This window comes from Dryocola mayonis, from assembly GCF_051307045.1.
In the GTDB taxonomy this organism is placed as follows: domain Bacteria; phylum Pseudomonadota; class Gammaproteobacteria; order Enterobacterales; family Enterobacteriaceae; genus Dryocola.
This window is the reverse complement of record NZ_CP150452.1, coordinates 182867-205000: the sequence shown is the minus strand read 5'-3', so window position 1 is coordinate 205000 and position 22134 is coordinate 182867. Positions and strand designations below refer to the sequence as shown.

Annotated in this window: 9 protein-coding genes and 2 pseudogenes; 4 read left to right on the top strand and 7 right to left on the bottom strand. The window is 57.4% G+C overall.

Annotated features, from left to right (window positions below; genetic code table 11):
- Positions 1-74: 74 nt before the first annotated feature.
- From WLO32_RS00920 to WLO32_RS00895, 6 genes and pseudogenes are all read right to left on the bottom strand, one after another.
- Positions 75-11807, bottom strand: a complete 11733-nt coding sequence (locus tag WLO32_RS00920; protein ID WP_435946872.1) for an Ig-like domain-containing protein — start codon at positions 11805-11807, stop codon at positions 75-77.
- A 210-nt stretch (positions 11808-12017) separates the two neighbouring features.
- Positions 12018-12989, bottom strand: coding sequence for an OmpA family protein (locus WLO32_RS00915; RefSeq protein WP_435946871.1), 972 nt, complete (start codon positions 12987-12989; stop codon positions 12018-12020).
- Between the two features lie 69 nt (positions 12990-13058).
- Entirely contained in the window at positions 13059-13643 is a 585-nt protein-coding gene (locus tag WLO32_RS00910) for a LuxR C-terminal-related transcriptional regulator (RefSeq protein ID WP_435946870.1), read from the bottom strand.
- A gap of 29 nt (positions 13644-13672) precedes the next feature.
- Complete coding sequence (locus WLO32_RS00905; protein ID WP_435946869.1) at positions 13673-13978, bottom strand: winged helix-turn-helix domain-containing protein; 306 nt, start codon at positions 13976-13978, stop codon at positions 13673-13675.
- 969 nt (positions 13979-14947) lie between these two features.
- Positions 14948-16589, bottom strand: a pseudogene (locus WLO32_RS00900) (STY4199 family HEPN domain-containing protein).
- A gap of 164 nt (positions 16590-16753) precedes the next feature.
- On the bottom strand, positions 16754-18172 hold the full coding sequence (locus WLO32_RS00895) for a PLP-dependent aminotransferase family protein (protein ID WP_435946868.1): 1419 nt from the start codon (positions 18170-18172) through the stop codon (positions 16754-16756).
- A gap of 176 nt (positions 18173-18348) precedes the next feature.
- Here WLO32_RS00895 and WLO32_RS00890 point away from each other — a divergent pair, with 176 nt between their 5' ends.
- Both WLO32_RS00890 and WLO32_RS00885 read left to right on the top strand, forming a co-directional pair.
- Complete coding sequence (locus tag WLO32_RS00890) at positions 18349-18522, top strand: DUF1127 domain-containing protein (protein ID WP_435946867.1); 174 nt, start codon at positions 18349-18351, stop codon at positions 18520-18522.
- Between the two features lie 124 nt (positions 18523-18646).
- Positions 18647-19046 (top strand): annotated as a pseudogene (locus WLO32_RS00885) (YdeI family stress tolerance OB fold protein).
- Positions 19047-19087: 41 nt separating this feature from the next.
- Here WLO32_RS00885 and WLO32_RS00880 read toward each other — a convergent pair.
- The gene (locus tag WLO32_RS00880) at positions 19088-19846 is read right to left on the bottom strand and encodes an SDR family NAD(P)-dependent oxidoreductase (RefSeq protein WP_435946866.1); all 759 of its coding nucleotides are present in this window, start codon (positions 19844-19846) and stop codon (positions 19088-19090) included.
- A 119-nt stretch (positions 19847-19965) separates the two neighbouring features.
- Here WLO32_RS00880 and WLO32_RS00875 point away from each other — a divergent pair, with 119 nt between their 5' ends.
- Both WLO32_RS00875 and yhjD read left to right on the top strand, forming a co-directional pair.
- Positions 19966-20865: a LysR family transcriptional regulator gene (locus tag WLO32_RS00875; RefSeq protein WP_435946865.1), complete on the top strand. Its 900-nt coding sequence runs from the start codon at positions 19966-19968 to the stop codon at positions 20863-20865.
- Between the two features lie 51 nt (positions 20866-20916).
- Positions 20917-21978, top strand: coding sequence for an inner membrane protein YhjD (yhjD, locus tag WLO32_RS00870; RefSeq protein WP_435946864.1), 1062 nt, complete (start codon positions 20917-20919; stop codon positions 21976-21978).
- Positions 21979-22134: the final 156 nt, after the last annotated feature.

The window sequence follows — 22134 nt, the reverse complement described above, 5'->3', positions numbered from 1 at the left end:
AAAACTGGAATCAATAAAATAGAAAAAAGAATGCCTTATCGGGCGGCGGCCGAAGCCGCCGCCTTGCGTATTACTTAAATAACATTCAATCCATTCTGAATTATCAGCTTCACAGTCGTGTCATCGTTATGAACATACACGTCGTAATTCACACCATTTTCAGTCCGGGCCCCGGACGAGGTCCACACTGACTTATCAATATTTACCGTGTCTTTTGCGCCATTGTTGTTTGAATCGCCATCGTCGCCGGTAATGATTAAGGTATGCTCCGTTTCGCCGTTCGCTTTGGTCATTTCGAGCACGTCGTTCGCGCTGATGACCAGCGTCTGCGCCGCGTTGTTCCCCATATGAATCGCTTCGATGCCGCTGATTTTCGAAGAAACGCTTCCCAGCTCAAAGTTACCGTTGGCATCCCACACCAGCGTATCCCGCCCTTCTCCGCCGTTGATGCTGGTGAAGTTGGTGCCGTTGATAAAGATGGTGTCGTTTCCGTCCTTCGCATCGACGGTAATGGCGCCGCGCGCGTCCAGCGAATCGTTGCCTTCGGTACCGTTAACGTAGAACTGCGCGGGCCGATACTCGATATGAGTCACGCCGTTGCCGTCGTCGGGCAGCCCCAGGGTTTCGTTCAGGTCAACAATGCGGCCCTTAATCGCCGATCCGCTGCCGTCGCCGACCCCTTTATCGGTCCAGGTGACGTACAGCTGGCCGCCCGCCATAAAGGTGGCGTTAACTTCAACCTGGTCGCCGTAGGTCAGCTGGTTGATCTGCATCTGCTGGCCGATCTTGTTGCCCTGAGCGTCAAAGTACTGGGCATAGATTCCATCCGTCTCCGCCCCCGGCGCCGTGTCGGTCGCCGAGATAAATACGGCGACGAAACTGCCGTCGGCGCGGCTCACCACCTGCGCGAGATGCTGATCGCCTGCGGTGACGGTATTAATGAGAAACTCATCGGAAACCGCCTGGCCGCTCGCGTTATAAATACGCCCCCAGACGCCATAGCCGTTCTGATCCGGACCGCTATGGTTATTGGAGTCCCAGGTGACAACGAAATTGCCGTTATCCAGCGCGCTGACGGTAGCCGAAGCCTGATCGCCGCCGGTGGTCTGGTTAACGACGGACGCCTCGCCGGGCTGGTGGCTAACCGGATCGTAGGTCAGCATGCTGACATCGTAACCGCTTCCCGCGGTGGCGAAGGTCACCACTACCTTGCCGTCGCTTAGCTGCGTAATCGACGGCAGCGGACTCCAGCCGTTGCTGTTGCCCAGGATGCCGGTCGTCAGGCCCGTTTCGCTTAACGTCAGCTCCCCGGTGACCGGCGAGCCGTCGGCGCTGTACTGGCGGCCGTAAATCCTGTACTCGTTGGCATATTGAGCCTCCCAGACCACCAGATAGCCGCCGTCCGCAAGGGACGTAATCTGCGGATGCGCCTGATATCCGGCGCCGGTTCCGGAGCTGATATTGAACTCCGGCCCAACCGTCGTTAATCCGTTGACGTTGCCCTCGCCGTCGTAGGTATAGGTGTACTGCTGCCCCTTGATGTAATTGGCGCTTCCGGATGCCGGACTGGTCCACACCACCTGAATGTTGCCGTTTTCCAGCACGACGGGCATAAGCTGATTGCCGGCGCTGGTGCTATTCACCGTAAATTCGCTGCCAACCGGCTGGCCTTTCGCATCCAGCAATTGCCCTTTGATGCCCGTGCCGGAGCCGTCACCGTTGGCGCAGACCCACACCTCAAACAGCCCGCCGTCCGGCAGCGAAACCACTACGGGGCTGGTCTGATCGCCGGCGGTCGTGGTGTTGACGGTAAATTCCGAGTAGTAAGAGGCGTCCGGATTTACCACGATCCCCTCCACGCCCGTGCCGTCGCCGTCAACGTTGTCGGACTGCCAGGTGACGTACACGTTGCCGTCCGCCATCAGCGTGGCGTCCAGAATATGGGTTACGTCGCTGGAGTTCCCCCCCGAGCCCTGGTTTCCCGCGGTGGTGGTATTGACGATAAATTCACGTCCCACTTTGTTATCGCCGGCGTCATAGCGCTGGGCGTAGATGGCCGAACCGTCGCCGTCGCCGCCCTGCGAGCCCCAGATAATCAGATAGCCGCCGTCCTCCAGCGCCACGCCAGTGGGCTTGTACTGCTTGCCGCTGGTGTAGGTATTGACGATAAAATCGCCGGCTCCTTTTACCGACACCGCGCCGGTAGCAGGATCAAGGGTATAGTGCACCGCGCGGATATCCAGGCCATCGGCGCCGGAATCGTTGCTGTCCCAGTAGACCACGAAGCTGCCGTCCTTCAGGACGATCACGTCCGGGTAGTTCTGCCAGCCGTCCATGGTGGTGTTCACCTGGAAAGCGCCACCCAGCGGCCTGCCGTCCGCCCCGAAGATTTGCCCCACCACGCCGGTGGAGCTGTTGTCTGCCGGGCCGCTGCTGGCGCTCCAGACGGTGATGTACATCCCCGCGTGGGCCGCATCGCTAAAGGATGCCATTTCCGGCCCGCCGGAGGTGCCGACGGCTGTGCCTGTGGCGACGATGATTTCTTCCGTTTCAGGCTGATTGTCCGGCCCGTAAACGCGCTGAACGATATTCTTGCCCTGATCCTCCCAGGTGATGATATAGCCGCCGTTTTCGGTCGCCATCGCGCCCGGGTTGTTCTGATTACCGCTGGTGGAGGTGTTCACCAGGAACTCATCCGTCATCGCCTGGCCGTCGGAACCGTAACGACGGGCCAGCACGCCATCGCCGTTATTATCGAGGCCCCCCTGCCAGGATTCATACACCACCAGGAAGCCGCCGTCGGCCAGCGCCACCACCTGCGGGCTGTCCTGGTTGCCTTTGGTACGCTGGTTAACCTGCTGTTCGGTGCCGATTTTGTGTACGCCGTCGGCTTCATACATCTGCATGTAAACTTCAGTCGTCGAGCTGCCGTCCCCCTGCCAGATCGTTACAATGCGCCCGTCGGCCAGCCGGGTGGTGGTCGGGTTTGCCTGATTGCCCAGGGTGGTGGTGTTCACCAGGGTGCTTTCGTTGAGCAAATCGTAACCGTCGAGCGCCGTACCGCGGATAAGGATCGGCGCGCTCTGGTTGCCCGCCGCGTCTGAGGCGGAGATAAAACCGTTCTCGCCAACCGCCAGCGGGTTTGGCTCCAGATGCCATGCGCCTTTGCTGTCCGCCACGGTCACGTGCGGATTACCTTTGGCATCGATAACCGTCACGGTGGCGCCCGGTTCGGTCTGGCCGCCCAGCCTGTCGGCGTTGTTGACCGAGATCCCCACGTTTGGCGGCAGAGAGTCGGCCGCCGCCTCCGTTGCAGGCTGATAGTCAATGGTGGTCGGATCGTCATTTTTCGGCGTTTCCGGCTTCAGGCCGAGGGTTTCGGCCAGATCCACGATGCGCCCCTTAATGGCCGAGCCTGCGCCGTCCGCCACGCCTTTATCGGTCCAGGTCACGTACAGCTGACCGCCTTCGAGGAAGGTGGCGTCCACCTCCAGCTGATCGCCATAGGTCAGCTGGTTGATCTGCATCTGCTGGCCGATTTTATTGCCCTTCGCATCAAAATACTGGGCGTAGATACCGTAGGTGCCGTCTCCCGGCGCGCTGTCCGTTTCCGAAACGAACACCACCACGAAGCTGCCATCTTCACGGCTGACCACAACGGGCAGATGCTGATCTCCTGCCGTCGCGGTGTTGATCAGAAACTCATTCCCCGGCGCGTTCCCTTTAGTATCAAAAATACGCCCCCAGACGCTAAAGCCGGTCTGATCCGGACCGCCGTTATTGTTCGAGTCCCAGGTCACGATAAGATTACCGTTGCCCAGGGCGGTTACTACCGGAGAAGCCTGATCGTTAGCCTGCGTCTGGTTAACTAACGTCGGCGAGTTCGTGGTATGAGTAGTCGGATCGTACAGCATGACCATCGAGTCGTAGCCGGTACCTTTGGTGGTATAGGCTATCGCTAAGCGCCCATCCGCAAGCGTGGTGACCGAGGGTAACGGGTTCCAGTCGCCATTAAAGGCGTTCCAGATATTCGGCGTGCTCAGCGTGGTGGTCGCCAGAACCGTCTGGGCGGTGACCGGCTCGCCGTTTGCGTCGTACTGACGACCGTAGATCTGCCAGGTATTGTTCACGGAAGCCTGCCAGACCACCATATAGCCGCCGTCCGCAAGCGTGGTAATCACCGGGTTGGTCTGATTATCCGCTTCGCTGCCGGTGTTGACGTTAAACTCGGCGCCTGACGCGCTGACGCCGCTAACCTGCGAATTTTCATCGTAGGTGTAAGAGAACTTCTGCCCTTTGATGTAATCGCCGCTGCTCCATACCACCTCAAAATCACCGTTCGGCAAGACCGTTACCTGCGGCGTGAGCTGATTCCCTGACGTTGTGGCATTCACCGTAAATTCGCTGCCAACCGGCTGGCCCTTCGCGTCAAGCATCTGTCCTTTAATGCAGGTGCCGGATCCGTCGCCGGTCGAAGACTGCCACACCACGATAGAGCCGCCGCCGGGAAGCGCCGCCACGGAAGAGTTTGTCTGATCGCCGGCGGTCGTGGCGTTAACGGTAAATTCCGAGTAGTAAGAGGCGTCCGGATTTACCACGATCCCTTCCACGCCCGCGCCGTCGCCGTCAACGTTGTCGGACTGCCAGGTAACGTACACGTTGCCGTTCGCCATCAGCGTGGCGTCCAGAATATGGGTTACGTCCACGGATTCGCCGCCGTAGCCCTGGTTTCCCGCGGTGGTGGTGTTGACGATAAATTCACGCCCCACTTTGTTATCGCCGGCGTCATAGCGCTGGGCGTAGATGGCTGAGCCATCGCCGTCGCCGCCCTGCGAGCCCCAGATAATCAGATAGCCGCCGTCCTCCAGCGCCACGCCAGCCGGCTTGTACTGCTTGCCGCTGGTGTAGGTATTGACGATAAAGTCACCGGCTCCTTTTACCGACACCGCGCCCGTCGCAGGATCAAGGGTGTAGTGCGCCGCGCGGATATCCAGGCCATCGGCGCCGGAATCGTTGCTGTCCCAGTAGACCACGAAGCTGCCGTCCTTCAGGACGATCACGTCCGGGTAGTTCTGCCAGCCGTCCATGGTGGTGTTCACCTGGAAAACATCGCCCAGCGGCCTGCCGTCCGCCCCGAAGATTTGCCCCACCACGCCGGTGGAGCTGTTGTCTGCCGGGCCGCTGCTGGCGCCCCAGACGGTGATATACATCCCCGCGTGGGCCGCATCGGTAAAGGATGCCATTTCCGGCCCGCCGGAGGCGCCCATGCCGTTGCCGGTCGCCACGACCACCTCGCCCGTTTCGGGCTGGTTGTCCGGCCCGTAGGTACGCTGAACGATATTCTTGCTCTGATCCTGCCAGGAAATAACGTAGCCGCCGTCGGCGGTTGCCAGGATGCCCGGACGGTTCTGGTAGCCGCTGGTGGTGATGTTCACCAGGAACTCATCCGTCACCGCCTGGCCGTCGGCGCCGTAGCGGCGGGCAACGATGCCATCGCCGCTGCTGTCCAGTCCCCCCTGCCAGGACTCGTAGACAACGATAAAGCCGCCGTCGGCCAGCGCCACCACCTGCGGGCTGTCCTGGTTGTTACTGGTGCGCTGGTTAACCTGCTGCTCGGTGCCGATTTTGTGTACGCCGTCGGCTTCATACATCTGCATGTAAACTTCAGTCGTCGAAATGCCGTCCCCCTGCCAGATCACTACAATGCGGCCGTCGGCCAGCCGGGTGGTGGTCGGGTTAGCCTGATCGCCGACGGTAGTCGTATTAACCTGAGTACTCTCATTCATCAGATCGTAGCTGCCCAGCGCCGCGCCCTGGAAGCGGACGGGTTCGCCCTTGTTACCGGCAGGATCCGTGGCGTAAATCGTACCGGATACGCCGGCCTCAATCGGGTTCGGCGAAATTATCCAGCGGCCGGTCTGATCGGCGACGGCGGTATATTCCTTGCCCTCGGCATCGGTCACCGTGATGATTACGCCGGGCTCAGACAAGCCGCTCAGGGATTCCGCGGAGTTTCCTGAAATACCGACGTTCGGCGCGGTCACATCCAGCACGAAGTTCCAGTTTTCCGCGCGTTCGCTTTCGTTGCCCGCCGCATCCGTCGCGGTGGCGGTAATGCTGTGGGTGCCTTCGCGCAGGTTGGTGGTCGGGGTATAGCTCCAGTTGCCGTCTTTATCAGCGGTCACGGAACCCAGCGCGGTTTCGCCGTCGTAAAGGGTTACGATTGCGCCGGCCTCAGCCGTGCCGGTAAAGGTCGGGGCCGGATCGTCAGTTACGTTACCCTGAACCGGAGACGTAAACTGAACTGACCCTACGTCGTCCTGCATGCTGGTAATAACAGGAGGCGCCGGAGGTTTAGTATCCACGGTCAGGGTGAGGGTGGCCTGGGCGGTATTACCCGCCAGGTTGGTCGCCTCGGCCGTCCAGGTATGCTCACCGTCGGCCACTTCGTCCAGCTGGTACTTCCACACGCCGTTCGCATCCGCCACGGCGGTGCCCAGCACGCTGCCGTCCGCCTCCTTAATGGTCACGGTGGCGCCCGCCGCTGCGGTGCCCTGCAGCTCCGGGGTGCCGTCGTCGGTCAGCCCGCCGTTCAGCACCGGCCCGGTAATGCTGCCCGCGTTATCGTTGGCCTGGTCGATGGACAACTCCACGCTGCTGGCGTCCACCGTGAAGTTCACCACCTCACCGCGGGTTTCGTTGCCTGCGGCATCGGTAATTTTGGTCTGGTAGCTGTGCTCGCCGTCGCCGAGCGAGGCCAGCGAAATCGTCCAGTTGCCCTGCGCATCCACCACCGCGCTGCCCGCGGCGGCGGCGCTGCCGTCCAGATACACCGTGACGGTGGCGCCCGGCTCGCCGGTGCCTTTCAGCGTCGGAGAACGATCGTCCGTCACGCCGCCTGCCGCCACCGGGCCCCGCTCGTCACCCTGATCGTCATGGAGTACCGCCACGGCCGCATCCGGCGCCGCGGTGTCCAGTACGATCGGGAAGCCGCCGGTTTCCGCTGACGATACGCCCGCCCCGTTCACCGCAATAGCGCTCAGGCTGTAGGTACCGTCGGCGCCCAGCGCTGCCGTGGTGATGCTCCAGCGTCCGTTTTCATCCGCCTTGCCTTGCCCCGCCAGCACGCGGTTGCCTGCGCCGTCCGTTGCCCAGATCTGCACCGTCGTGCCCGGCTCGCCGCTGCCGTTAATGGTCGGCGTGGCGTCGTTGGTCGGCTGGCCCTTTTGCAGGAAGCCGGTGTCGGCGTCCTCGCCCTGGCTGCGATCGTCCACCACGCTTTCAATGGACGGCTGCGCCGGGGCGCTGGTCAGCAGGGTGAAGTCCCAGGCCGCATCCGCCGTGCCGGAGACCTGCGGGCCGACGTTGCCCGCCGCGTCCACCGCCGCCACGGTCAGGCTGTGGCTGCCGCTCGCCATCACGCTGCCCGGCGTGAAGCTCCACTCGCCGGTGGTTCTGTCCACCGCCGCGCTGCCGATCTGCACGCCCTTGTCGTAAATGTTGACGCTCACCACGCCGCCGGCCAGACCGTCGGCGCTGATTTTGCCCGCATAGGTCGGCTGCGCGTCGTCAATGGTGCTGCCGTCGACCACAGCGCCCCGCACCGGCCCCACGTCATCGGTCAGGGTGATGCTGTCCGCCTCGAACGCGCCCGCGCCCGGCGCCGTGCCGTCCACGGTAAAGCTCCAGCTCTCATCGGCGGTGCCGGAAATCTGCGGCCCTTCTTTACCCGCTTTATTTACGGCGGCCACGGTAAACTCGTGAGATGAGCCCTCCACCAGATCGCTTGCCGGCGTGAAGCTCCACTTACCGTCCTGGTCCACCGGTGCGCTGCCAATAAGGGTGCCGTTGTCGTAGATATTAACGCGATCGATATCCGCCGTGGCCTGGCCTGCGTAGGTCGGGCGGGTGTCGTTGGTGGCGCCGCCGTCGATGATGACGCCGGTGACAGGCGCTACGTCGTCGGTCAGGGTAATGGTGCCGCCGATGACGCCGGAGGTGATGTTATCCGGCGGCGTGTTATCCGCCGGGCCTTCCGTCACGGTGGAGTTGGTGTTGCCTGCCGGGTCGGTCGCCACCACGGTTACGTCGGTTGCACCCACGCTAATCGGGTTCGGCTGGAAGCTCCAGCTGCCTTCGTCGTCCGCCACCACGGAGGTTTCGCTGCCGTCTGAAGGGTTAGTGATGGTGACGGTCGCGCCCGGCTCTGCCGTACCGCCGATCTCATCCGTGGTGTTGATGGTAATAACCGGCGCGGTGGTGCTGGTATCCAGCGTAAAGTCCCACACCGCGCTGCGGCCGCTTTCGTTGCCTGCCGCATCCGTGCTGGTCACGCTGATGCTGTGCTCGCCGTCCACCAGGTTAGTGGTGGCGGTATAGCTCCATTTACCGTCCTTATCTGCCGCCACGGAGCCCAGCACCTTGTCGCCGTCGTAAACGGTAACGGTGGTGCCCGCCGCCGCGGTACCGGCAAAGGTCGGGGCCGGATCGTCGGTTACGTTGCCCGGCGTGGTCCAGATTTCCTGCACGATACCCACGTCATCTTCCATGGAGGTGATAACAGGTGCCGCCGGCGCAGCGGTGTCCACCGTCAGGGTCAGGGTGGTTTTCGCGATATTACCTGCTTTGTCCGTCACCTCTGCCGTCCAGGTATGTTCGCCGTCCGGCACGCCCGACAGCTGGAACTTCCAGATGCCGTTCGCATCCGCCACGGCGGTGCCCAGCGCGTTGCCGCCCGCATCGCGGACGGTAACGGTGGCGCCCGCCAGCGTGGTGCCCTGCAGCTCCGGGGTGCTGTCGTCGGTCAGCCCGCCGTTGAGCACCGGGCCGGTGATGCTGCCCGCGTTATCGTTGACCTGGTCAATGGTGATATCCACGCTGCTGCTGTCCAGGGTGAAGCCCACGCTTACGCCGCGCGTCTCGTTGCCCGCCGCATCGGTGATTTTCGTCTGGTAGCTGTGGTTGCCGTCGCTAAGGGTGCCCAGCGGCAGCGTCCATTTGCCGTCTTCACCCACCACCACGCTGCCTGCCGGCGTGCTCTTACCGTCCAGGTACACCGTTACGGTGGCGCCCGGTTCGCCGCTGCCTTTTAACGTCGGGGTACGGTCGTCCGTCACGCCGCCTGCCGCCACCGGACCCCGCTCGTCACCCTGATCGTCATGGAGTACCGCCACGGCCGCCTCCGGCGCCGCGGTGTCCAGCAAGATCGGGAACGGACCGGTTTCCGCCGAGGAGACGCCCGCCGCGTTCACCGCCGTGGCCGTCAGGCTGTAGACGCCGTCCGCGCCCAGCGCCGCCGTGGTGATGCTCCAGCGTCCGTTTCCGTCCGCCTTGCCTTCCCCCGCCAGCACGCGGTTGCCTGCGCCGTCCGTTGCCCAGATCTGCACCGTTGTGCCCGGCTCGCCGCTGCCGTTAATGGTCGGCGTGGCGTCGTTGGTTGCCTGGCCCTTCTGCAGGAAACCGGTGTCCGCTTCTTCGCCCTGGCTGCGATCGTCGCTGACGTTTTCAATGGACGGCTGCGCCGGGGCGCTGGTCAGCAGGTTGAAATCCCAGGCCGCATCCGCCGTGCCGCTGACCTGCGGACCGACGTTGCCCGCCGCGTCCACCGCCGCCACCGTAAAGCTGTGGCTGCCGCTCGCCAGGGCGCTCCCCGGCGTGAAGCTCCAGGCGCCGGTGGTCCTGTCCACCGCCGCGCTGCCGATCAGCGTGCCGTTGTCGTAGATATTGACGCTCACCACGCCGTCCGCCAGCCCTTCGCTGCCGATAACGCCGCCGTAGGTCGGCTGCGCGTCGTCGGTGATGCTGCCGTCCACGATGGTGCCCCGCACCGGCCCAACGTCGTCCGTCAGGGTGATGCTGCCGCTCTCAAACGCCGTATCGGCCGGTGCCGTGGTGTCTACCGTGAAGCTCCAGCCTTCATCAGAAGTGCCGCTGGTCTGCGCGCCTTCGTTACCGGCACGGTCCACCGCGGAAACGGTGAACTCATGTTCGCCCTCGGGCAGATCGGTCTGCGGCGTGAAGCTCCAGCGGCCGTCCTTGTCCACATCTGCAGCGCCGATCAGGGTTCCGTTGTCATAGATATTGACGTGATCAATGTCGTCGGTCGCCTTTCCGCTGAATGTCGGACGGGTATCATCCGTCACGCCGCCATCGGGAATATCACCGGTTTGCGCCCCCACGTCGTCCGTCAGGCTCAGCGAACCCTCAACGATGCCTGAGGCGATGTTATCGGGCGCGCCTGCGTCAATGACAAAGTTCCAGCCGCTGTCCGCAGTCCCGCTTACGCGCGGTCCTTCATTACCCGCTTTATCTACCGCGGATACGGCATATTCATGGCTCGAGCCGTCTGCTAAGGCTTTTTCCGGCGTGTAGCTCCAGGTGCCGTCGCCGTTAACCTTTACGCTGGCCACAAGCTTGCCGTTGTCGTAGATGTTGACGCGATCGATGTCGCCGGCCGCCTTACCAGAATAAGCCGGCCGGGTATCATTGGTGCTGTCGCCATCCTTAATAAGGCCGGTAACCTGTTCGACATCGTCAGTCAGGGTGATGGAATCAATCACTATCCCGGCGGTTTTATTATCAGGAGGCAGGGTATCGACGGTGAATGTCCATCCGCCGTCGTGAGTACCGCTGACGCGCGCGCCTTCGTTGCCCGCTTTATCTACGGCCGCAACGGTATAGTCATGGGTGGAACCTTCCGCAAGGCTGGCCGAAGGGGTATAGCTCCAGCTTCCGTCCCTGCCGACCTTAGCGCTGCCGACCAGCTTGCCGTTGTCGTAAATGTTGACATGGTCGATATCGCCGGTCGCTTTGCCGCTGTAGGTCGGGCGCGTATCGTTGGTTTTAGCGCCGTCCGCAATGATGCCGGTTACCGGCGCCACGTCATCAACAAGGGAAACGGAACCTTTAACGATGCCGGAGGAGACGTTATCAGGCGCGGTGGTATCCGGACGCGAGACGCCTACCGGCGGGGAAAGGTTGCCCGCCGGATCCTGGGCTACAACGGTAGCGTTATTGCTTCCTTCGTTAATCGGATTCGGCTTAATACTCCAGTTACCCTTATCATCTGCGACAACGGTGGTGGTCTCTCCGGTTTCTTTATCGGTGACCGTTACCTTTGAGCCCGGCTCGGCGGTACCGGCCAGACGTTCGTCATCGTTCGCGGAGATTACCGGTTTTTCAGGCGCGGTACGATCTTCGTATTTACCGGTCACCGTAGAGGAATTGCCGTCAGAATCAGTTACCGTAACGGTAAGGGTGCCGTTTGGCTGGGAAGAAGGCGCCTCAACGGCCCAGTTACCATTTTTATCTGTTTGCGTGGTAACGGTTTTGCCGTCGGGAAGGGTGATAACGACTTTCGAACCGGGGCTTGAGGAGCTTCCGCTTATTTCAGGCCGCCCATCTTTATCTTTGTCAGTGGCCGGATTAATAACGATATCGATGTCGCGAGCGGAGTCTGATTCAGAGCCTTTATTTTTTACCGCGGCGTAGGCAAGACCGCCAACGCCCACCGCGCCGGCGCCAAGCAGCAGGAACGGTAGCCATGCGAACCGGTTGCCGTCGTTGGCAGGATCGGCAAAAGCAGAAGGCTCGGCGCCTAATACGGCCTCGCTGGAGCCTCCGTCTACCAGCATCGGCGCATACTCATTTACCTCGCCGGAGACCGGAATATATTCATAATACTGCCCGTTCTCAGCCTGACCGATTAAATGCACCTCGTGATTCTCATAATAATTTTCAAGAATAACGTCATCGGCATCTTCACCGTCAAAAACCAGAACCAGATTGTTGCCCACGCGTTTAGTCATCACAACCTGCGGGCCATGACCTGTGGCTGTATCAATCAGTTCAATATTAAACTTACCCTGTGCGGGGATGGTAATAAGCGTCGCAGCGTTGCTTTGCGCATTGACTTCATGAGATGAAACGATCCCTCTAGTTCCACGTATATTAATTTTTACCATGGCAACCATATTAATTTCCTTTGAATACAATAATAAGGGTTAACTGAGCGTGTATTAATGAGCGTTCATTGCTACGGCGGAGTCGGTGGCGACACCATAAACTTCGATCTCGACTCTTCTGTTGGGTTGGTTACACACCATGACGTCGGTAAAATTTGAATATTTATCGCAGTCCTCAACTAAAAGATTCGTCGCGCCCATACCCTGGGATAAAATAACATCGCCAGATAAACCAGAAGCCCGTAGCCGATCGGCAACCGTAGCGGCCCGTTTTTCAGAGAGATATTTATTTTGCACGTCATCGCCTACCGGATCGGCATAGCCCTTAACGACGATTTTATCGATGGAGATATAGTCTTTAATCATTCGCTGCGAAAGCTCCGCTAAGGACTCAGCAGCGCCTTTAACCATGCCCTGCGCATCATGACGGCCAAAATTAAAAAGCGTGGCAGCATTAAGAGAATAAGTATCGGCCTGGCAGGTCTCATCTTTGGCGACGCGGGAAAGAGTATGTGTCTGCATTTTCACATTGCTCAGTACTTCACGAGCCATATCCACGTTGACCCAGCGGGCAAAAACCCTGCCGTTTTTATCAGACGTTATTTGATAAAAATAAACCTCTGCGGCCTGCAGCGCGGGCGTAGCATTTTCAAGAACCGACGCGCCGGGATTTTTCCCGCCCGGCAGCGCATCCGTGGAGACGGCGAGCTTTTTCCTACCCGGGCAAACGGAAAGAGCGATACTCTGGTGCTCCGGCAGCAGGCTGGCATAGTATTGATCGTTAACGAAAATATTTAGCGGCTTAGCCGTGAGATCGTCATCGTTTTTGGCCAGGCGAAATACGATAAGCCGGGCGCGGGCGCTTTCCGCGAGAAAATGTTCCGGCGGCGGCTCAGCATCCATAACCCATGGGATTTTACCGTCGTTAATTCTGTGGCCTATCTGCGCATAAGTATTTGAGCCATACGCCAGCATGGTAAAAAAAATAAGTAAAAATATTTTATTAATATAACGACTAAGCGCCATGGTTTAGTAACCCTCTTCAATATATTTGTAATAAATAGCTATAGATTGCTGCGTGCAGGCCCGCAATAGTTAAAAACAAAAGTCGCCCGGCGCTCTGGATATATATCCACGCACATAGGGAATTGACTTCAGGCTGATGCGTTCCACGCCCAGTTTTAACAACGCGCGAGCCTTATAAGCTGAGATGGTTTTAATCGAAAGATTTAATTTATCAGATATCTCTTTTTGTGAATTCCCTTTAAAAAGATAATAAAGAATGGTTAGCTCTCTGGAGGAGAGTCTGGAGTCGTTAGCGCCTACTTTCCGTTGTGGCTCTTTAGATAGCTGGTTTAGCAACAGGACAATTTCTTCGCCGCTGGTGCGTCTGGAAATCAGCGATACGAAATTATTTCTATGGAATTCGTGCTTGCTGAAATGCCCGGAGATGCAGAAAATCTTCAGTAAGCAATGAACCTCGACGTTCATAATGCTTTCCAGACAATCGTCAATCCTTTTTGCATCGGCAAATACAACGCAAGGCGAACCATGATGAAATAGCCGGGGGTCTATTTTGTCTTCAAACCGCAGTACATGGGTAGTATAGCCAGCGCGGGCCATTAACCGTACCATTCCTTCCGTAAAATACATATTCTCAGAAAGAATATACACTCTCATAATAAGAGCTCCCTGTTAGAGTTAATCCATTAATTACCGACGAAATAAAAAGGGCGTACAATACCTTTTTTCAGGGTATAGCCTTTTGAATCGAACGTTTCTATTCTCATGATAAGGTCGTGAGGACCGCCGAGCATGACAAGCCGAAACTTCAAAGATTGCATGACCTGCCACAGCCGCTGGCTGGAAGACTTCAGTCCGTAGGCATCCCATACCTCAAACAGGATCTGCTCGTTGGTAACGATATCGCCATCCGCATGTTCCAGCAGATAAAGAAACAGCCGCAACATGGTATCCCGGAAGGTAAAACTATGAACCGGGCCGTCCGTTGCCATCCAGTTTTATCAGTTTCTTTCGTGCAAGTTCGAAATGAATATTATCTCCAATGTAGTATCCGGCAAGTTCCTTTCCCATCATCAGTCAGTCCTTTTGCTAATTTAAAATTCCCGTATAAGAACAATGAAGTTACCAATAGTATTATTTTGAAATAAAAAAGAAAGTGATAACTTATGCAGCAAAATGCTCAAAATTTAAAACCAAAAAACCACACAAAGATAATATATTCACCCAACCCCAGGCCGGCGCACAAAAATAAACATACAGATACGGCAGGGCCCTGCTGTAGATAGCCGCGCAAACACGGTCAGCCGATCATAAAGATAAAACTCTAAACTTCAGCAAGTAGCAGAATATATCGCTGATGAAAACCTCTGTGCTGCCGCCAACACCACTATCAGCGGCCGTCTGGCGTAAATCAACCCGAATGACTTTATTAAGACTTTTATATTTATTAATGACATTCAGCACAGGCAGAAAGAATAAATAACCATTAAAATCAATTAGTTAATTAAAACATTTTGGCTATTAAAAAAATCTCAAAAAAACTTAATGCTGGATAATACGTAGCGGGGATTTTTTATCGGAATTATCTTTCTTGACTGGCGGCGGGAGGTTTTAAAGTTTATGGCTTTTTAGCGGCTAATGTTCGCCTCGCGGCGGCAGGACGAGCGCCGAATAAAATAGCAGGGCCGTTAATAATCGATGATGCTATAGCGACGTCAGTAAATATTAGGATTTTTCTCGTGAAGGAGGTTACAACCCAGGCGGGACGGTAAAACGTTTACCAACACATGATGGGAATGGCCCGCTGCACGGCCTCGCTTATCATTATCAGGCTCATAATTAAAAAACCCGGGTTCATAAGCGTTACCTTAATTACGAATCCGGGTTTTTACAGGCTGTGATATTTATAAATATCGACCCAACGCGGCCCTGCCGATCGGGGCTACAGGGATGGCATAATTTCAGCGAATGGCGTTATAGATTGCCTGCTGAATATCCACTTCATTCGTATCCGGCGGCTGCGGCTGCAGGCCCTGGGCTTTGGCTTCGTCATAGCGTCTCTTTTGCGCGCTCTGGCGCAGCAGGGCTCTTTCAAGCTCTTCTTTTTGCCGTTTTATCGTGCCCGGCGTGCTGCAAAAATTCTGCAGAAACTGTTTGCGCATCGACGTCAGGCTTTGCCCGTCTTTCATCGCCTGGCTCATGGTATTCATCATCCTCCGGCACGGGCGCACCTCGTCCATTTGCGTGCGATATTGCAGCAGCGTCGCCAGCGCGTCGCGATAATCTGCAGCCAGAGCGGATTCCGCATAAGAGGCTTTCCAGTTCATCCCGCCCTGCATAAACAGCCGGATAATGCGCGAATCTCCCCGTTCGATGGCCAGGCGCAGGCTGTTTTCATCCCAGGAGATGCCCATATTCGCCAGGATGTCGCGCGGGCTGTCTCTTTCAAGGGCGTTATCCGCTGCCCTTACGGCCGTCATTACCTGAGGCGGCGCGGTATCCTGCGCGGCACGATTCACGTCGCTGACGGCAAAGAGCGCGAAAATCGCCATGCCGACAATCGCCACCCCGACCAGGGCCCACAGCGCCACGGATACCGTCTCCGCGGCGTTGTAATGTCTTTTAGCGTTGCGTGAATCCACGCGTTCGATGCTATCGCCGATCTCTTCTTTATCGCCGCCGTTTGCCGCATATTTTTTCTGCGCCAGGGCGATAAACTCCTGCAGCTGAGGCTCTTCCGCCGCCAGCAGAGCCGCAGGGTTAACCTTTATCCTTCCTTCATCGAACGCGCGCTGAACCGGCGCGCTGGTTTGCTGGTAATAGTTATCCAGTAAGCTAAGCTGCACCGTGGTGAGGGGACGCTGCTGCATCATGTCGTTACGGATTTGACGAACGTCATCGAGGAAGGTTTGCAGGGTCTTACGCTTGTCGATAAACAGGCTCAGCTGCGGGGCATTCTGATAGAGCGCCGCGTAATGGCGGGCAAACTCCTTTTTATCCACCAGCAGAATGGATAATTCGCTAAAGCTCAGGCCGCTGAGAATATCTCCGCGCTCGGCATTTTTTAGCCAGCGCCGGACTTTATCCCCGCCAAACTGTATTTTAAGCTGATTGACCAGCTGCGCCTGGCTCCCCCAGGCGCCGTTAATCAGCCCGCGAAGCATCAGCTCCAGCGCGCGAATTTGCCGCTGCGCTTCCAGCTGCTGCGTTTCTGCGCCGTAGTTTAAATCGGTGGAATAGCCCAGCAGCGGCTGCTTGCTGCGCACAATTTCGAGATAATTCACAAAACGTAACGCGGAGATCAGCTGGTTATCGTTGACCTCCTGCCCGCTTTCATACTGCGGCACCAGCTGCTGCAGATGACGTAGCAGCAGCGTGAACTGCGAGATCTCCGCATCGTTAAGGTTAAGACGGCGCGCCACCGCGGCCCAGCTGCCCATGCCCTGCCGGGCCCTGTTCAAGCTGTTGAAAGAACCATTGCGGATCTTTGCCGTCCGCGGCGCGAATTTTAAGTAACGGAAGGATTTGTAACGACGCCTGACGAATCACACCCAGGCAAGTTTCAAACTTATCCCGTGTCAGCAGCTGTGCGGTGCTGGTCATGATTATCCTTTATAAGGTAACGGCGCGCGGGCGCCTGACGCGGCTTAACGCGTCGTCCATCTGAGATGGTAATTTTTATGTTTATTGGCTTCAGACTGACGTGCCGGTAAAGGAAAGCTTAGCCTATCGGCCCCTGAATCTATGCCTCAAAAACAGGGGAGAAATCAAGCATTTTCCAGCACCTGACTTAATGCTTCGCCCGTTTTTCGCAGCGCCGCTTCGATTTTCGCATCCACCGGCAAAGCATAGTTCAGGCGCAGGCAGTTGCGGTATTTTCCCGAAGCAGAAAGCAGCGAGCCGACGGCAATATGAATATTCGCCTCCCGCAGCGCGCAGCAAACGGGCACAATATCAATATTTTCCGGCAGCTCAACCCATATCATAAACCCGCCCTGCGGACGGCTGACGCAGATCCCGCAAGGGAAATATTGCCGTACCCGGCAGGTGAATACGTCAAGGTTTCGCTGGTAATGCTGGCGCATGCGGCGAAGATGACGATGGTAATTACCGTTACGAATAAACTCCGCCACGGCCAGCTGCGAGAAGGTGTTGGTGCTGCCGGTGACGATGTACTTCATGTGGAGCGCGCGGTCGAGATAGCGTCCCGGCACGATCCAGCCCACGCGCAGCCCCGGCGCCAGCGTTTTAGAAAATGAGCTGCACAGCAGCACGCGGCCGTCCAGATCGAGGGATTTAATGGTTATCGGGCGCGGATATTCATAGGCCAGCTCGCCATAAACGTCGTCTTCGATGATGGCAATATCAAAGCGCTGCGCGAGATTAAGCACCGCTCTTTTACGCGCCTCCGGCATGATAAAGCCAAGCGGGTTATTGCAGTTCGATACCAGAATCACCGCCTTGATAGGCCACTGCTCCAGCGCCAGCTCCAGCGCTTCGACGCTGATGCCCGTCACGGAATCCGTTGGGATTTCCACCACTTTTATGCCAAAGGCGCGTAACATCTGCATGGTGCCGTGAAACGAAGGCGACTCCACCGCCACGATGTCGCCCGGTTCGCAGACCGCGCGAATGGCGATCGACAGCGCCTCATGGCAGCCGTTGGTAATAAGAATGTCTTCGGCGGTGGCGGCGCATCCGCTGTCCAGCATCAGGCGGGAAATCTGCTCGCGCAGCGTGCGCATTCCGTAAATGCTGTCATAGCCCAGCAGCTCGGCTTCCTGATACTGCGCGATACGGCTCAGCTCGCGCCATAAAGGTTTAATGGTCGGCTGCGTCACGTCCGGCGCGCCGCTGCCGAAGGCCACCACGTCGCAATCTTCGCGGGCGATTAGCTGCTCCAGCACCGCATCCCACTGGGTAATTTCAACCGGACGCTGCGCCGGCCGCGTCAGCTGCGGTACGGGCGGCTGCGCTTTGCGCTGGGTAACGAAGTAGCCGGAACGCGGCTGCGGCGAAATAAGCCGTCTGTCTTCAAGAATATGGTAGGCCTGCTGAACGGTGCTGATACTGACGCCGTGCTCGCTGCTAAGGCTTCTTACCGAAGGCAGCCTTTCTCCGCCGCGATACAGCCCTTGTTCGATGCGTTCCGCCAGCAAAGTGGCAAGATGTTGGTAGCGCGTCATGCTGTATCCTCACGGTTAGCCATACAGAACCTGAAACCAGTACAGAGCGATGAAAAAAACACCATTCAGTTCATGTTTTAGCGTTTCTGTATGTTAAATAAAAGTGATTTTTGAATCTGTATGCTCTTTTGCCAGCGGCGCATGATGAACTCCGACGCAACAACAGGAGAAGCATCATGGGTTACGAAGAAAACCGCTCTCACAAGCCTTTTTACGGCCTGGTGATGATTTACCAGTATTTCCGGCAAAGATGGCTGCAGCGCCAGACCGCGCGAGTGTTACAGGGCCTTAGCAAGGAACAATTACGCGATATTGGGCTGACGCAGGATGATCTATCACGCTGGAAATAATCCCCCTGACGGCGCTCGCCATGAGCGCCGTTATCATTTCGTCCCCGCAGGGAAATGTGACGCTTTGCGGACCTTATGCCAGGCTTAACGGGTGTACCTCGAAGCTTAAGCTTAAGGAGAATGTATGAAGAAAATGCTGGTGATAGCGGGACTCAGTGCCGTACTTAGCCTGCCCGCAATGGCGGACGATGAGGGTGGCTTTAAAACGGACGCCGCTCCGCCGCCGCCTCACGCTATGGATAAAGGCTATCGGGGCATGGAAGATGCGCAGGGAATGACCATCGTGCAGGCAAAAGCGATGCACGACGGGGCAAGCATATCCCTGACCGGTAATATCATCAAAAAAACGGGCGAAGACAGATACCAGTTCAGGGATAAAACCGGCACCCTGGACGTACATATTCCGCAGGGCCGTGTTCGACGGCCGCAACCTTAGCCCTGACGAGCTGGTGGCCATTAACGGCACGCTGGATAAGAAACAGAAACCTGCGGTGATGAAAGTGGATCACTTTCAGAAGCAGTAGGATCTGAATACAGGGTGGATAAGCTTTATCCACCCCGTTTTTTATAAGAACATCCCACCTGAAACCTCAATGCGCTGCGCGTTCGCCCAGCCCAGCTCATCGCTCAGAATCGCGGCTATGGCGCTGCCGATATCATCCGGCTGGCCCACGCGGCCCAAAGCGGTTTGCGCAGCGATAGCGTTGCTGACCTGCTCGTTATCACGCACCACGCCGCCGCCGAAATCTGTCGCGATGGCGCCCGGGGCAATAATGTTTACCGCGATACCGCGCGCTCCCAGCTCTTTGGCCTGGTAGCGCGTCAGCACTTCCATCGCCCCTTTCATGGCGGCGTAAGCGGCTTTGCCCGGCAGGGCAAAACGGGTCAGGCCGGTCGATACGTTCAGGATGCGGCCGCCGTTTTTAATCAGCGGCAAAAGGTGCTGCGTCAGGAAGAAAGGCCCTTTCAGATGGATGTTCATTAACTCATCGAACTGGGCCTCCGTCGTTTTTTCATACGCCGCATCCAGGCCGATACCGGCGTTGTTTAATAAATAATCAAACGAGTCGCGCTGCCAGACATGCTGCAGCTGCTGCTTCACTTCCGCAGTAAAATCCGCAAATCCTGCGCTTTCGCCGACGTTTAGCTGAATAGCCACCGCCTTCACGCCTTTTAGCTCAATTTCGCTCACCACATCCTGCGCTTCCTGCCGCTTGCTGTTGTAGGTGAGGATAATATTCACACCCTTCTCAGCCAGCCTCAGCGCGGCGTTTTTACCCAGCCCGCGGCTTCCGCCGGTCACTAATGCGATAGTTTGTTTCATGATTTGCCTCATTGGTTGCTGTCCGGTGTTGGTGCTCAAGCTTATTAGCTGCTAAATAATCAATAAAGAGCGCCAGTTGCGCATCACTGTTTCACTACTAACAACAATATGTGGCAAAAGTGGATAAATTACACGCAATGCAGCTATTCATCAGAGTGGCTGAACTGGAGAGTTTCTCCCGCGCCGCAGACACTCTTGGGCTACCTAAAGGTAGCGTATCGCGGCAGATCCAGGCGTTAGAAAGCCTGCTTGGCACGCGGCTGCTCTATCGCACCACGCGCCGCGTTCAGCTCACCCAGGACGGCATGGTTTACTACGAACGCTGCAAGGATCTGCTGACCAACCTCGAAGAGCTTGACGGTCTTTTTTTGCACGATCCTTCAAGCATCAGCGGACGGCTGCGCGTGGATATGCCGGTGGCGGTAGCCAAAAATCTCGTCATGCCGCAATTACCGGCGTTCTTACACCAGTATCCCGGCATTGAGCTGGAGCTTTCGAGCAGCGACAGGCTGGTGGATGTGGTACGCGAAGGCTTCGACTGCGTGGTGCGCGTAGGTCAGCTAAAAGATTCGGGGCTGGTCGCACGCACTCTTGGCAGGCTGACGCAAATCAACTGCGCCAGCCCCGATTACCTGGCGCGCTTCGGCTATCCGGAAAGTCTGGAAGATCTCGCCTCTCACGCGGTGGTGCATTACGCCCTGAATCTCGGCACCCGTCCGCAGGGGTTTGAGTTTTATGCGGATAAAACCACACGGTGGGTAAAGACCGGGGGCGTTATCACCGTCAACAGCACCGAAACCTACCATGCGGCCTGCCTCGCCGGGCTGGGAATTATTCAGGTGCCGCGAACCGGGGTAAAAGAGCTGCTGAAAAGTAAAAAGCTGGTAGAAATTCTGCCGCAGTATCGCGCCGCGCCGATGCCGGTTTCGCTGCTTTATCCGCACCGTCGCAACCTTTCGCGCCGCGTGCATTTGTTTATGGAATGGCTGACGGGCGTAATGAAAGCCTATGTTGATTAGCGTTGCGGCTATAATTCCCTTAAGACCCCGTCGATACATAAGGAGAATTTAATGACGGATAACCAGGATAAGCGTCCTACCGACTCGCTCGACTACGAGCCCGTCGCCAAATTTCAAACCGATCCCAAACCCGAAGCCGTTCCCGCCGGGCCACCCGATGATTTGGATCCGCTGCTTAAAATAACAACGGGCAACGAAACGGTGAACGAAACTATCGCCACCGTAAATAAAGTAGCGCGGCGTCCGATGGTGGCGCACCTTTTGCGCGCCACCGAGCGGTTTAACGATCGCCTCGGCAACCAGTTTGGCGCGGCGATTACCTATTTTTCGTTTTTATCGCTGATCCCCATCATGATGGTGGCCTTTGCCGCCGGGGGTTATGTCCTCGCCTCGCATCCCACGCTGCTGCAGGACATCTTCAATAAAATTCTGGAAAACGTCAGCGACCCGACGCTTGCCACAACGCTGAAAAGCACGATAAGCACCGCCGTGCAGCAGCGCACAACGGTTGGGCTGGTGGGGCTTCTGGTGGCGCTTTATTCCGGCATTAACTGGATGGGCAACCTGCGCGAGGCGATACGCGTTCAGTCGCGCGACCAGTGGGAGCGCAACCCGCAGGACGATGAGAAATTCTGGATAAAGTACCTGCGTGATTTTATTTCGCTGATTGGCCTGCTGGTGGCGCTGATTGTCACCCTTTCTATCACCTCCATCGCCGGTTCAGCGCAGGATACCATCATTCGCATCCTGCACCTGGGAGGCATCGAGTGGCTTAAACCGGCCTGGCACCTGATTGGCCTGGCTATCTCAATCTGCGCCAACTACCTGCTCTTCTTCTGGATATTCTGGCGTCTTCCGCGCCACCGCCCGCGTAAAAAAGCGCTGCTGCGCGGCACCTTCATCGCGGCGATTGGTTTTGAGGTGATCAAGATAATCATGACCTACAGCCTGCCTAAGCTGGTCAGCTCGCCGTCCGGCGCGGCTTTCGGCTCGGTGCTGGGGCTGATGGCGTTCTTCTACTTCTTCGCGCGCCTTACGCTGTTCTGTGCGGCGTGGATCGCCACCGCTGAGTACAAAGACGACCCGAGAATGCCGGGAAAAAAGCATAAGTAAGCTCCCTTTCCCTCTCCTTCACGGAGAGGGAAAACATTTCAGCACATAAATCCAGCCTGTAACTTTTATATAACCCAAAACCAGTTTTATCTGCTGATATATAAAATGCGTGCAGCATTCCATAGAAGTATCCCGCCCGGACTGAAAATTATCCGC